Consider the following 13,012-nt stretch of genomic DNA (forward strand, 5'->3'; position numbering starts at 1 on the left):
TGTTGCCGTTGCCGTCGCCGCAAGTTCGCTCGAGCGTGCGCCCGCGTTGACCCCCCGCAAATGCGGGCCATATACTCTGCGCGAACACAATCCATCAGGACGCTTCACGTGCACCGTGGCCACATTCCGTCGATTTTCGCGAGTCTCCTGCGCGTGACACTTGCCGCGGGCGCTGCAATTGCCGTTCACGCGCAGCCCCCCACTCTCCCACTCCCGCGCGTATTCATTCCGGCGCCGCCGTCGCTGGCTCTACAGCCGGACGCACCGCTATCGCCGTTGCGTTTGCTTGGGTTCGGCGTGAATACGCAGGACGGCGACGCGCCGATAGACCCAATTACGTTCGCGGAAGATGTGAAACTCGAGATCACGTTGCATTGGGTCCCGCTTGGTAAGGTGCCCGCCGGTACGAACGTGTTGTTGCGCTTCTCGGGGGGCGGTCCGGACTTGGAGCGCGAGTATAGCGTCGAACTGACGGAGCGGCAAGTTGGCGTTGTGTCGCGGCAACGCGTGACGTTTCCGTACGAGGGCCTGCGATACAGCGGCAATGCGACGCTGACCATCGCGACCCGCGATGCGGGTTCGAGGGACTACGTACAGTTCGTCGGCCCGGTCCGCGTGCTGCCGCGCGGGTTCCCCTCGCGCATTCAGGAACAAGCGCTAAGGAAGACGTTCGGGGAGCATGTCCGCCCGCTGATTATGTCCCTGTGCCGCCTGGGGCCTGGCGCGACGCTGCGAATTCCGTTTACGGGGCCCGTCGGCGCAATCGATCGCGTTGCTATTGTGTCGGCCACGGGCTACGAAGGCGAGCCAATACAGGGTGCTCGCGTGTGCGCCGTGCGCGCGCTGAATGAAAAGGGCGAAGCGATCGCGACCGGGTACGTCGAGCAGGGCGTCACGACCGCGAAATCGGACTACGATTACTATCCAACCGGCGCATTGAAGGCGACGCGCATCGCGCCATTCGAGTCGACGCCCGCACCCGAGCCGAACCTTTCGGGAGAGCCGTATGAACTCCATACCTACGCCGCAACGATTCCGATGAAGACCGATGTGCCGCCCGCGGCAATCGAGATCGAGTACCTGCTCGATGACTTCGTTATCGACATTAAGGCATTGGCATTGGTCCCCGCGCAGGCGCCGCGCAAATGAGGGACGAGAATCTACGCGTCACGCAGGCAGGGTTCCGCATACAGGAATGCTTGTTGCACGTAATCGTGCTTTCGCTGCCGTGGGAACTGTTCCAACGGATTCCGTACACGAACGTCACGTTGACGAAGGCCGCATCGGTGTTGTTCATCCTTTGCTCCTTCGTGCGATGTAGACCTCTCGAAGGCAAGTGGGCCTTTAGAAAACTGGGCGTGGAACTCCCTGTGCTTGCTTTCGCGGCGGCGTGCGGGCTGTCGATAATTGGCTCCCTCGATCGCGAGGCGACCACGCGCCTGTTAATCATGTATCTGAGTTATCTTGTACTTTTTTACGCAGTCGCAGCGCATGTGAGGACTGCCGCGCACGCGCGACGTTTGATGATGGTGTTCGCGGTTTCGTGCGGTGCTGTGGGCCTGCTCGCGGTTGCGTGTCGCGTCGGCCTGCTCTATCCGACGTTGGTGGCGACCTCGGTGCCGCTTGGCGTGCGCGCGACGCCGGATATGTGGGACGCGGTCGCGACGCGCATGGCGCCCGCGGGGGAAGATTTCAATCAAAGCGTGCTCTCGCCGTTGCTCGCATTTGTCGCGTGCGCGTTTGTGCTGTTCGACCAATCGTCGTCGAAACGTGTTGCGCGAATCATGGCGCTTGCGCTATTCGGCTCGTTCGCCGCGATAGTTGTCGCGATCTCGCGGACGTCTATTGCGATTTGCGTAGCGGCCGTCGTGCTGCTTGTTGGGGCGTCGCTCCTGCGGCGCGAATCGCGAAAGAAGACGTTATGGTTTGCCGTGCCGTTTGTGGCCGTGTTGCTCGCCGGGGCGATCGTCGCCACGCCACGATTGTCCGAGCGGTTCAGCCTGCTGACGGGCGAACGCGATCCTTCGCTCGAGGGTCGCATCGTCGCGTACCGCGCCGCGCTCTCGCTGGCGCCCAATCATCTCATTCTCGGCGCCGGGCTCGGCGCCGAGAATGAGGCGATTGCCGCATCACCCTATGCGGCGCAGACGAAAGGCATGGGCATTCACAATCTTCCGCTCAAGTTTCTGCTCGAACTCGGAATCGCGGGCCTGATCGCGTATTTGTGGCTTTGGTACGCGATCGCGCGGCGGTTGCTTCTGCGAACTACGGACGAGTTACAGGAACTGTGGCTGCACCGGCGCCAGTTTCTCGGTATCGCCACGACGGTCTTTCTTATAACCATGCTCATGCCGTTCGCTGCGTTATCGCTGTACCCGGTGATGTTGGCGCTGGCGCTCGGCCCACTGGCGATGCGAGGCGGACCGGAGGAGTTGCCCGCGAAACCGGTTTGGTTGGCGGCTGGAGTGTTGATAATGGCCAGCGTGGTCACGGCAAACCTGGTCAATTACCAACAACTCACTGGGGATGCGGAGCAGTGGTGTGACGGTCTGCACCGCGGCGCGCAAGCTGAACGAGAGGGACGTTATGTGGACGCCGCGGCGCACTATGCCTCCGCGAAAAAATACGATGGGAGCGCGCAGCGCGAATCGCTTTGGAGACGGGCTGCCGCCGTTTTTGATTACCCGTTTATCCGCGATGAAATGGGACTGCTCCGCGATCCGAACAGGTTGTCGCTGGTGTGCTCGTTTGGCCTGGGTCGCGCGAAGCTCCTGGCGAACGATTCGCGCGCGGCGGCCGTGGAACTACAGTACGTGTATATGGCCGATCCGAACTTTACCGAATCGTGCAACGTTCTCGCGGACGCGCTGTGGAGTTTGGGCAGTTTTGCCGATTCTGTTCGGACCTATGCGTGGGCGAGGACAATCGCCGAGCGCACGGAACCGATGCGGCCCATAGTGGACGCGGAGAACGCGCGAATCGAGACCTTGATGTCCAGCAGCGCCACAGACGATCGATTGTTCGCGGCGCGGCTGTTGCGCCGAATCGGCCGGTGGGACGAGGCGAGGGCGATCTATTCCGAAGTGATCGTTTGGGAGCCGGCAAATGCGGAAGCGCTATATCACTTGGGGATCGCCGCCGAAATCGATGGTAACACACTGGCTGCGACGGAGTTCTACGACAAGGCAGTGCAGTCCGCTCCAGACCAGGTTGGCGCGGCGATGCGGCTTGAATTGCTTGCGAAATCTCCGGACATCGCGGCAACACATCCGCCTACTGGCGGATTTCTTCCGTGATTAACCGCGTCATTCGGCGGCGGACTTTGCGTCACTGTCACGGAGATATCGAATAATAAGGCCCATGCTCAGATAGAGCGTGGCGATACCCGCGGGTGTGTTGGGTTCGAGAAGGTGCATGACGAAACAGCTTGCGTAACCGACGTACAACCCGATGACGATTGACTGGTGACGCGCGAGTACAGATTGCAGCCGCCGGAACACATACAGGTTGAACGCGATGTGAATTCCGAGTACGAGGAGGATGGCGGCCAGCCCGCCGCGATAGAGCACTTCGAGCAGGAAATTGTGTGTCGTGCCGGTTGCGCCGAGCAGGTACCCGGCGCTGCTCCGCATGTAGAACCAGAGCTGATGGCCAAGGCCCGCGCCGAGTATGGGATGATCGCGGTAGGTCTCGAGCGCCGCGATCCACGTGTAGTAGCGCTGGTCGTCGGCGGGGTTGAACTCCTGGAAGCGCTCGTAGGTGCGCTGCAGTTGGGCCTGAACTTCCTCGGGAAACAACACGCTGAGCAGCGCCGCGCCGGCGACGGCGAGACACGCGAGAACGAACGCCGCCTTGAACGGCCCGGCGAACGGTTCGCGGCGCACCCAGGTCAGCAGCAACATGGCCGCGACCGGCGCAGCAGCCGCCATGAGAATGCCGAGCCGCCAGCCGCTGATGACAAGCATAACAAACGCAACCCCCGCGCAGCCGACCGCGAACGCCTTGAATGCGAGACTCGCGCGCGAGCGCAGCACGACCGCGAAATAGGCGAGGCCCGCCGCGAACGGCACAAGTTCCGTCGACGACAGATAACGCGGATCGAACTCGAGCAGGGTGTACGACTCGGGCATCCACGATTCGCCGAGCGCAAAGCGGCGCAAACCGACAAGGGCCGTCGCGCCGATTGCGAATATAAGCGCGTACTGCACGGCGTTGAGGTGCGGCGCGCGGAGCGGAAGCAGCAGCGGAAGGAGCAGCGCGAGCGGATAGTAGAACTGCTGACGGTAATCGCCCAAAACGTCGCGCATGAAATGACCGTTCGACAGGCCGATCAACGCGGCGACGAGCCCGTAGGCAGCGAGCGTCACGGTGGCCGCCATGATCCGCCGCTCCGTTTGGGGCCGATGGACCAGGTATGGCTTCTTCAGTACGGAGGCCATGCATTCGTTGCATATCCACGCCGCGAAGAACGCGGCGAGCACGTCCGCGCCATACACACGAATTCCGCCGACGGAGATCGGGTTTTCGGAGGCGACCGCCGCGAGTCCAAATACCAGGACGAAGTAGGCGATCACGCCCCACGACGAGAGCGGCACAAACGCGGCGAAGGCCGCCAGTCCGAGCACGACCCAGAAAATGGCCGTACTCGTGAGCGCGCCAACGACGGCGAGAATCAGCAGCGCTGGGATAATTCGGTCCAGTGACCGGAAGAACTTCTCCGTTTCGGGGGATTCGGTGGCGGAAGTGCTCATGGCGCGGCGCGTGGCACGAGGACGATGTCAAAAACATCGAAGAAATAGTCGCTTGAGGACGCAAACGTAACCGCGTCGATCGGCAACGATTCGGGCGTTACGTCCAGCCACCCGATATACATGTGCCGTTTGAACGGACTGCCGTTCTTGTCGGGGTAGTCCGCATCGATCGACTCGACGATTGCGACCTTCTTGTGTTCCTGCTGATCGGGAGGATAGTAGTCGATGTCGGTGCGCGCGGTGTCGACGCCGCTCCGCATCGTCCATCGTTGAATCTCGGTTTCGCCGCGACGCGCGGTGACGTTACACACGGGCTTTTCCTGCGCGATGGGCCCAAAAGAGAACGCCGAGATGACGGCGATACGCCCGACGCGATCGCGCCACGCTTCGGGAATCGCCACCGGATGCGTGGCGCCCGCGCCCAGACGAAACGATACGTCGAGCGCGGCGTATCCCGCGCTGAACAGCGCGTCGAAGCGCGAGCGCGACGCGCGCCCCGGTTGCACGCGCGGTTGCAGCAGGATCGGCACGGACTGTAACGGCGCATATGCGAACCCGCCGGCTGCCAGCGATGTGCTGTTTATCACGAGGTCCAGCCGCCCACTGATGTCCTGCGAGAGGTCCGGCAAATCGAGTGTGTGCTCGACACGGTGCACGGTACCGCGTTCCCACGCTGCCTGGCCCGGCTCGGGCCCTGCGGTTAGTTCCAGCGTGCGCGTCAGGCGCCCGCGAATGGCGAGGAACTGGAGCGCCAACGCGAGCCGCGAGTCAACCTTGGCATTTGCGCACCAATACGTCACAAGCTTCGCCGGCTTCTCGCCATCCAATTCGGGCGTTTGGATCAGGACCTTGCCGTCTTGGACGACATCCACACCCAGCAGCCGGATGGATTGGGCGGACTCGGTCGAATTCGGTGGCGGTGGCAGAAACGGCGCGCGGAACGACGGCGTCGCGTCCGCCAACGTTACAGCGTCCGGCGCAGCCACGGCGCCCTGCGGCTGGGCCGCGGCGCGCAAGGCCGCGAACGCAATGGCAATCAGGGTTAGGTATGGTTTTGACATGGTGTTTGGTTTGGATCACCGCGGTTTGCCCGCAGTTTCCGAAAGTCTACCGCAGCGCCTGCGAACGCTCAACTGGTTGAGCGCCCCTTCACGCCGGCCTATACTCGCCTGCGCCAGGTGTACCCCATGACCGATGACGTTCACGATAGCTTGGGTTTTTCACGCGAACAGCAACGACGTGTACTATCCGTTGGGTCACATGAAGCTCCATCGTTTCCCTTCTACACAGGCTGTTCGCGTGAAAAATCCTCTTGCCATGCGCTCAAGAGCTTACTCGTGAGCATTTCTCACCGCACGGAAGGATATTGCATCCGCTGCGGCGTCGTAGGGCGGTGAGAAATGCGGGATAGCACGACCTTCCAATCGCCGGATCGCACGATTCGCCGCTGGACGTGGGTGCTGACCGTTCCCGCGGCGCTCGCTGTTCTCGTTGCGGCTTGGGGTTACGGGCGATTCGGCGGGACGTTCGTGGAAGGCCTCAGCGGCGCGCAGGGCGAGGTATTGGCGAAGCGCGCCAAAGCGCTCGCGGTGTCGAACGACACTATGATCGCACTTGCAACCTACAAGGTGGCGCTCGAGAAGCCATTTGACAACACGCAGCAGCGGCAGTGGGCGCGTCAGGAGTACGCAGCGCTGCTGCACGCATCCGGCCAATACGACGATGCGGCGTCGGTGCTGCAGGCGTGTCTCGTTGACTTTCCGGACGATTTGCAGACGTGGTCGTCCTTGAGCGGGGCGCTGGCGGCCGGGACACGATACGGGGAATTGGCTGCGACGGCGGAGCGTTGGTTCGCGACGGCGGATCGCCTGGGCGATTCGTCGCACCGCGCGCTCGCAAAGTACTACCTCGGGCTCGCCGCGGAGAAGCAAGGCGACGTGGACGCGGCGCTCGAGAGTTACCTCGCCGGCGTCGCTATCGAGCCGGAGAGTTTGAACGCCTTTCATGCAGCAGTCCTCCTTCACACCAAGGGAGACAACGCGAAGGCGGTGGAACTTTTGGACGTCTACATTCCGCACGCGACGGATTGGCGGCTGGATGCCGCAAAAAAATTGCGCACGGAAGCCAGAACTCCCCTGCCTTCCGCGCCGTAACCCATTCGGCAGCTTGATCGCATTGTTTACGGCAGGTATTCTACGCCCTTTCCGTCTGGGCAACGGATGCATCTTGGGAAGGGGCTTTGCATGCTTCGGGTTGGTTTGATCGGGTATGGGTACTGGGGCCCGAATCTGGCGCGCAACTTTAACTCCAACCGCGACTGCCAGTTAGTTCGCATCGCGGACATGACGGAGAAGCGGAGGGACCTCGCGCGGCGCACCTTCCCCAACGTTGACGTTGTCGACGACGCCGCCCGGGTGACGACTGCAGACGACATCGATGTGGTTGTCGTCGCAACCCCGGTTTTCACCCACTTTGACCTGGCAAAGACTGCGCTCGGTTGTGGCAAGCACGTCTGGGTCGAAAAACCCATGACATCGACCCACGCGCAGGCCAAGGAACTCATCGCGCTCGCGGAGTCCAAGGGCCTCACCCTGATGGTGGACCACACATTCTTGTTCACCGGCGCGGTCATGAAGATGAAAGAATTGGTGGACGCCGGGGAACTTGGAGACCTCTATTATTTCGATTCGGTGCGCATTAACCTCGGCCTGTTCCAGCACGACATCAATGTAATTTGGGACCTCGCGCCGCACGATTTTTCGATTATGGACTATTTGCTCGGGCCGTCCGCGCGGGCAGTGACGGCCAATGGCAGCGGGCATTTCTCGACCGGGCTGGAAGATGTAGCGTACGTGACGGTGTTTTACGACAACAACCTCATCGCGCACTTTCACCTGAACTGGCTGTCGCCGGTAAAATTGCGCAGAACGGTCATCGGCGGATCGCGGCGCATGTTGGTATGGGACGATCTGAATCCCGAGGAGCGCATCAAGATTTACGACAAGGGCATGGAAGTCGAGACGAAGGAAGGCCTGTACCGCATCCTCGCGACGCCGCGAATCGGCGCCATGCATTCGCCCGTCGTGCCGAACACGGAGGCGCTTTCGCTCGAGGTCGAGTACATGGTCAAAAGCATTGCGAACAAGGAAAAGCCGTTCAACGACGGTGCGGCGGGCGCGCGCATCATCGCGATGCTCGAAGCCACGGACGAGTCGCTTCGCAATCAGGGCAAACTGGTCGAACTGAAGAGCTGACGAATCACCATGGAAAACTATCTTCGCATCGCGCCGGACGTCGCGCTCGGCAAGGAAGTGAAACTGGCGTGCTTTATCAATGCGTACGGGTGCTCGATCGGCGATCGCACGAAGGTGGGCGCATTTGTCGAGATTCAGAAAGGCGCGAGCATTGGCGCGGACTGCAAGATTTCGAGCCACACCTTCATCTGCGAAGGCGTTACGATCGAAGACGGTGTATTTATCGGGCACAGCGTTACGTTCATCAACGACGCGTTTCCGCGCGCGGTGAATTCGGACGGAACGCTGCAGACCGAGAAAGACTGGAACGTCATTCCGACGCGTATCGGCAGGGGCGCGTCCATCGGTTCGGGCACGACGATCCTCTGCGGCGTGACCATCGGCGAAGGGGCGCTGATCGGCGCCGGCAGCGTGGTGACGAAGTCCGTGCCGCCCAAGCAGCTTTGGGCGGGCAATCCCGCGCGGTATTTCCGCACGCTGGGCAGCGAGTAGCGTCGAGGTCATGCGTATCGCAGTCGTTGGCGGAGGGCGCATGGGGCTACCCCTTGCGTCGCTTTTCGCGGACAGGGGCGCGAGCGTAGTCGTCTGCGATATCAGCGCCCGGGTCGTCGATGCCGTCAACCGCGGCGAATCTCCATACGAGGAGCCCGAACTGGATGCGTATATTGCGCGCAACGTAGCCGCGAAACGCCTTGCGGCGAGCACGAACACGACCGGGGCCGTGCGCGATGCGAACGCCGTGGTCGTGATCGTTCCCGCGTGGTTGAACGACGAAAAGGACATCGACTATAGCGTGCTACAATCCGCGTCGCGCGATATCGGGCGCGGGCTAAAGCCGGGAACACTCGTCTCGTTCGAGACGACCGTCGCCGTGGGCGGTACGCGGTCGCAGCTTGTGCCGGTACTCGAGCAGGAAAGCGGTCTCAAGGCGGGAGCGGATTTCTTCGTGAGCTTCAGCCCGGAGCGCGTCAAAGCGAACCTGGTGCTCGCGCGCCTGCAGGAAACGCCGAAGATTGTGGGCGGATTTAACGAGGCGTCGACGCGCAAAGCGGCCGAGTTGTACGGCACGTATCTCGGTGCTCCGGTGATCGACGTGGTTTCGCTCGAAGCGGCAGAACTCGCCAAACTCGCTGGCATGCTGTACCGCGACGTGAACATTGCGTTGGCGAACGAACTGGCCGCGTTGAGTGAAATCGCGGGCGTCGATTTCAGCCTTGTGCGCGAGGCCGCCAATACCGACGGCGAATCGAAGTTGCTGTTGCCGGGGATCGGAGTAGGCGGCCACTGCACGCCGGTGTATCCGTACTTCATGATCAACGACGCCATGCGGCGCGGTGTGCCGCAACGCCTCTCGACCGCCGCGCGCGCGATTAACGACGAACAGCCCGCGCGCAGCGTCGCACGGCTCGAACGGCAGTGGAAACCGGTGAAGGGCCGCGCAGTGCATATCCTCGGCCTCGGCTTTCGCCCGGACGTGAAGGTGGACACGTACAGCACGGCGTATCCGCTGCGCGACGCCCTTGCGGCGAAGGGCGCGGTGGTCACGATCGAAGACCCGTACTATACGGACGACGAACTGCGCGCGGCCGGTTTCGTGCCCGCGCGAATCGGGCGTGACCGCATCGAGGCGATTGTGCTCAACACGGCGCATTCTGCGTTCAAAAGTCCCGACTTCGCGCAGTGGCGCGCGCAAGGAATCGAGGCGGCGATCGACGGCCGCAACTTTTGGAGCGCGGACGCGGCGTCCCGCGCAGGCATTCTTTATCTCGGCATTGGCCGCGACGCGGTATTGTCGCCGCCCAACGCGACCTAACGCGGATTCCGATGAACGGACCCGCGGCAAAACGGCCCCGCGCGGGAATGGTCGCGTACACGTTTTACGGCACGGACGAGCGGGTGAAGCGGCATGTCGCGCATCTCGTCGACGCGGGCTACGACGTCGACGTAATCAGCCTCGTCGATCCGACGAAATCTTCGCAGCCAAATGACCAGGATCACGTCCGGTTCTTCCATCCGAGTGCGCGACAGTACGACCGCCAGGGCAAGCTCCAGATACTTCTTTCGTACGCGGCATTCATGTTCGCGAGCGGCTGGATTCTCTTGCGCAACCATTTCTCATCTGGCCGGTACGCGTTCGTGCACGTCAACAACATGCCGAACTTCCTCGTTTTCGGCGCATTGCCACTGCGCGTAATCGGTGTGCCCGTTGTGCTCGATTTGCACGACAACATGCCGGAGATATACCAGCACAAGTTCGGCGTCGACCCGGCGCATTGGGCCATCCGCTCGCTGTACTTCGAAGAGTGGATCAGTATGAAGTTCGCGAGCTTCTGCTTCGCGGCGACGCACACGCAGTGCGAGCGGCTTCGCGAAAACGGACTGAGCGACTCGAAATCCGCGGTGCTGCTGAACCTGCCGTCGCTCGAGCGATTTCCCAAATGGCCGCTGCCGGATTCGCCTGCTCCGATCGACGGGCCGTTCCGAATCGTGTATCACGGCACGCTGACCTCGCGGCTCGGCGTTGATCTCGCCATACGCGCGATGCCGCTGTTGCGCGAGCGTATACCCGGCGTGCGCTTCGAGATCACAGGCAATGGCGAGCAGCGCGCCGAGTTGGTGCGGCTCGCGGACGAACTGGGTGTGGGAGACATAGTCGCGTTCAGCGAAGGGTTCGTGCCGACCGAAAGGCTCGCCGGGCTGTTGAGGGGTGCGCACGTCGGCGTAATTCCCTCGCGCGACACAATCGCCACGAAGGTAATGCTGCCCGTGAAGCTGCTCGAATACGTGCGAATGGGCATCCCGTGCGTCACCGTCGCGACGCCCACCATTCGCCACTATTTCGAGGAGGGGATGGTCCGCTTTGTGCCGCCGGAATCGCCGGAAGCGATCGCGGACGCGATCGAGTACTTCTACCGTAACCCCGAACAACGCCTGGAAACCGCGCGCGCGGCACGGCAATTCTTCGAAACCCACAACCTCGCGACGGAACGGGAGCGTTATGTTGATCGGGTGCGCCGGCTCACAATCAAGTAGTAGCCGGTCCGGGGCGGAGGCCGCCTTGACATCAAGGCATCAATCGCATACGCTTTGATGCATGAGAACAACGCTCACCCTGGATGACGACGTGGCCATCGAGCTGGAGCGCCTGCGCCGGTCTCGCGACGCAAGTCTTAAGGAAGTGGTCAATGAGGCGTTGCGGATGGGACTAAGGCAGTTGTCCAGTCCACCCCCAAAAAATCCAAAAGGTCCACCAACGAAGTCGGTCGACCTCGGCCGTTGCCGATTCGCCAGCCTGGACAATATTGGTGAAGTGCTCGCTATCGCCGAAGGAGAGTGGCACCGGTGATATTGGTGGACGTAAACCTTTTGGTCTACGCCCATGCGAATACTTTTTCCGAGCATGAGCGTGCGCGCGTTTGGCTGGACAACCAGTTAATGGGCTCGACCAAGGTCGCACTTCCCTGGCAGTCCCTCGTGGGTTTCGTACGAATCGTCACGAACCCGCGGATATTCGATCGTCCAAGTACTGTGGCCGAGGCTTGGGACCAGGTGAGAGCATGGCTCGATTGCGATGTTGCCTGGATACCGCAGGCAACGGAGCGGCACTCGCAATTCCTCGAACGGCTCTTGTTTGCCTCCGGGGTACGCGGCGACGTCGTTGCGGATGCTCACCTCGCCGCGCTCGCGGTCGAACACGGTCTTATGCTGTGTTCAACCGACGGCGACTTCGCGCGCTTTCCGGGCCTGCGTTGGTCGAACCCAATCGCCCCGCAATAAGCGTTTGACTACGCCGCGTCGAACGCGAAAACGGCTTTGACCACTTTTTCTATTTGTTCTTCGGTGAGGTCGGGGTGCATGGGCAGAGACAAGATGCGTTTCGCGACGCGCGCGGTGACCGGTGCGCCCTCGGTGACCGTGTGTATTCCCTTGTAGGCCGCCTGGTCCGCGATGGGCACGGGATAGTGAATGCCGCAGTAGATTTGCTGCTCCTGCAGGGCCTTCATGAGTTGGTCGCGGCGGTCGTGTTGCACGACGTAGAGGTGCCACACATGCTCGACGTCCCCGTTGGTTTTTGGCAACACCAGGGTCGTTTCGGCGAGATGCTCGGTGTACATGGCGGCCCATTGGCGGCGCTTCGCGTTCCAATCGGGCAGGTACTTTAGCTTCACGTTCAACACCGCGGCCTGGATGCTGTGCAGCCGCGTGTTGAACCCGACGACGGGGTGCACGTACTTCGCGGACTGGCCGACGTTGCGGTACACGCGCAACTGCTCGGCGAGCGCCGCATCGTTCGTGACAATCGCGCCGCCCTCACCGTACGAGCCGAGGTTTTTACCGGGATAGAAACTAAAACAGCCCATCACGCCAAAGGTGCCGACAGGCTTGCCGTTATACAACGCGCCGTGCGCCTGACAGGCGTCCTCGATCACGTGCAGGTTGTGCTTTCGCGCGATCGCCATGATCGCGCCCATGTTCGCCGGCTGACCGTATAGATGTACGGGCATGATCGCCTTTGTGCGCGGTGTGATCGCTTCCTCGATGAGCGACGTATCGATGAGGTAATCGCTCGTATCGATATCGACCAACACCGGCGTGGCGCCGGCAAGCGCGATGGCGTTGACCGTGGCGATGAACGTGTTCGCGACGGTAATCACCTCGTCTCCGGGCCCGATGCCGAGTACGCGAACCGCGAGATTCAGCGCGTCGGTGCCCGAGTTCACCCCGACGCAATGGTCCGCGCCGCAGAACTTTGCAAACGCCTGCTCGAACTCCTGCACGGCGGGGCCCAACACGAACGCGCCGGTGCTGAGTACCTTTTCCAACTCGGCGTGAATCTCGTCACGGATGGACTGATATTGGGCAACGAGATCGACGAAATTGACTTTCACGCACCACCCCTCTACTTCCCGGTACTAACCCGATTCGCGCAGCCCTGCGCACGCAAAAAACAGGTAAGGCTAGCATACGTTCGCGATGGCCCGCAAAGTTGCGGCGGTTCACGCATTC

12 protein-coding genes are annotated in these 13,012 nt (G+C 61.8%); 9 read left to right on the plus strand and 3 right to left on the minus strand.

Annotated elements, in window-relative coordinates; all coding sequences use genetic code 11:
• The first annotated feature begins 108 nt into the window (after positions 1-108).
• Together HUU46_21950 and HUU46_21955 are read left to right on the plus strand one after the other, a co-directional pair.
• Positions 109-1,149, plus strand: a complete 1,041-nt coding sequence (locus HUU46_21950; GenBank protein ID NUM56310.1) for a hypothetical protein — start codon at positions 109-111, stop codon at positions 1,147-1,149.
• Complete coding sequence (locus HUU46_21955) at positions 1,146-3,296, plus strand: O-antigen ligase family protein (protein ID NUM56311.1); 2,151 nt, start codon at positions 1,146-1,148, stop codon at positions 3,294-3,296. Before HUU46_21950 ends, HUU46_21955 begins: the two co-directional genes overlap by 4 nt.
• 9 nt (positions 3,297-3,305) lie before the next feature.
• Here the strand turns inward: HUU46_21955 and HUU46_21960 are convergent, their stop codons facing one another.
• Positions 3,306-4,751 (minus strand): O-antigen ligase family protein, encoded by a 1,446-nt coding sequence (locus HUU46_21960; protein NUM56312.1) that lies wholly within the window; start codon positions 4,749-4,751, stop codon positions 3,306-3,308.
• Complete coding sequence (locus HUU46_21965) at positions 4,748-5,812, minus strand: hypothetical protein (GenBank protein NUM56313.1); 1,065 nt, start codon at positions 5,810-5,812, stop codon at positions 4,748-4,750. The genes HUU46_21960 and HUU46_21965 overlap by 4 nt, the downstream gene beginning before the upstream one ends.
• Before the next feature lie 339 nt (positions 5,813-6,151).
• On the opposite strand from HUU46_21965, the gene HUU46_21970 reads away from it, so the two are divergent.
• The 7 genes from HUU46_21970 to HUU46_22000 all read left to right on the plus strand — a co-directional run bounded on the left by HUU46_21970 (position 6,152) and on the right by HUU46_22000 (position 11,782).
• The gene (locus HUU46_21970; protein NUM56314.1) at positions 6,152-6,904 is read left to right on the plus strand and encodes a tetratricopeptide repeat protein; all 753 of its coding nucleotides are present in this window, start codon (positions 6,152-6,154) and stop codon (positions 6,902-6,904) included.
• 90 nt (positions 6,905-6,994) lie between these two features.
• Positions 6,995-8,005, plus strand: a complete 1,011-nt coding sequence (locus HUU46_21975; protein NUM56315.1) for a Gfo/Idh/MocA family oxidoreductase — start codon at positions 6,995-6,997, stop codon at positions 8,003-8,005.
• A gap of 9 nt (positions 8,006-8,014) precedes the next feature.
• Complete coding sequence (locus tag HUU46_21980) at positions 8,015-8,497, plus strand: N-acetyltransferase (GenBank protein NUM56316.1); 483 nt, start codon at positions 8,015-8,017, stop codon at positions 8,495-8,497.
• A gap of 10 nt (positions 8,498-8,507) precedes the next feature.
• Positions 8,508-9,818 carry a nucleotide sugar dehydrogenase gene (locus HUU46_21985; GenBank protein ID NUM56317.1) on the plus strand — a complete coding sequence of 437 codons (1,311 nt, stop codon included), beginning with the start codon at positions 8,508-8,510 and terminating at the stop codon, positions 9,816-9,818.
• 11 nt (positions 9,819-9,829) lie between these two features.
• Positions 9,830-11,038 (plus strand): glycosyltransferase family 4 protein, encoded by a 1,209-nt coding sequence (locus HUU46_21990; GenBank protein NUM56318.1) that lies wholly within the window; start codon positions 9,830-9,832, stop codon positions 11,036-11,038.
• 61 nt (positions 11,039-11,099) lie between these two features.
• Positions 11,100-11,351, plus strand: coding sequence for a DUF2191 domain-containing protein (locus HUU46_21995; protein ID NUM56319.1), 252 nt, complete (start codon positions 11,100-11,102; stop codon positions 11,349-11,351).
• On the plus strand, positions 11,348-11,782 hold the full coding sequence (locus HUU46_22000; protein ID NUM56320.1) for a VapC toxin family PIN domain ribonuclease: 435 nt from the start codon (positions 11,348-11,350) through the stop codon (positions 11,780-11,782). The genes HUU46_21995 and HUU46_22000 overlap by 4 nt, the downstream gene beginning before the upstream one ends.
• Before the next feature lie 8 nt (positions 11,783-11,790).
• Here HUU46_22000 and HUU46_22005 read toward each other — a convergent pair whose 3' ends face one another.
• A complete protein-coding gene (locus HUU46_22005; GenBank protein NUM56321.1) occupies positions 11,791-12,894 on the minus strand; it encodes a DegT/DnrJ/EryC1/StrS family aminotransferase in 1,104 nt (367 codons plus the stop codon).
• Positions 12,895-13,012 lie beyond the last annotated feature (118 nt).

The organism is Candidatus Hydrogenedentota bacterium (assembly GCA_013359265.1).
GTDB lineage: Bacteria > Hydrogenedentota > Hydrogenedentia > Hydrogenedentales > SLHB01 > JABWCD01.

Excerpts from the sequence above, each read along its gene's own strand:
- HUU46_21955 (NUM56311.1), top strand. The coding sequence starts at position 1,146 with ATGAGGGACGAGAATCTACGCGTCACGCAGGCAGGGTTCCGCATACAG.
- HUU46_21960 (NUM56312.1), bottom strand. The coding sequence starts at position 4,751 with ATGAGCACTTCCGCCACCGAATCCCCCGAAACGGAGAAGTTCTTCCGG.
- HUU46_21965 (NUM56313.1), bottom strand. The coding sequence starts at position 5,812 with ATGTCAAAACCATACCTAACCCTGATTGCCATTGCGTTCGCGGCCTTG.
- HUU46_21970 (NUM56314.1), top strand. The coding sequence starts at position 6,152 with ATGCGGGATAGCACGACCTTCCAATCGCCGGATCGCACGATTCGCCGC.
- HUU46_21975 (NUM56315.1), top strand. The coding sequence starts at position 6,995 with ATGCTTCGGGTTGGTTTGATCGGGTATGGGTACTGGGGCCCGAATCTG.
- HUU46_21980 (NUM56316.1), top strand. The coding sequence starts at position 8,015 with ATGGAAAACTATCTTCGCATCGCGCCGGACGTCGCGCTCGGCAAGGAA.
- HUU46_21985 (NUM56317.1), top strand. The coding sequence starts at position 8,508 with ATGCGTATCGCAGTCGTTGGCGGAGGGCGCATGGGGCTACCCCTTGCG.
- HUU46_21990 (NUM56318.1), top strand. The coding sequence starts at position 9,830 with ATGAACGGACCCGCGGCAAAACGGCCCCGCGCGGGAATGGTCGCGTAC.
- HUU46_21995 (NUM56319.1), top strand. The coding sequence starts at position 11,100 with ATGAGAACAACGCTCACCCTGGATGACGACGTGGCCATCGAGCTGGAG.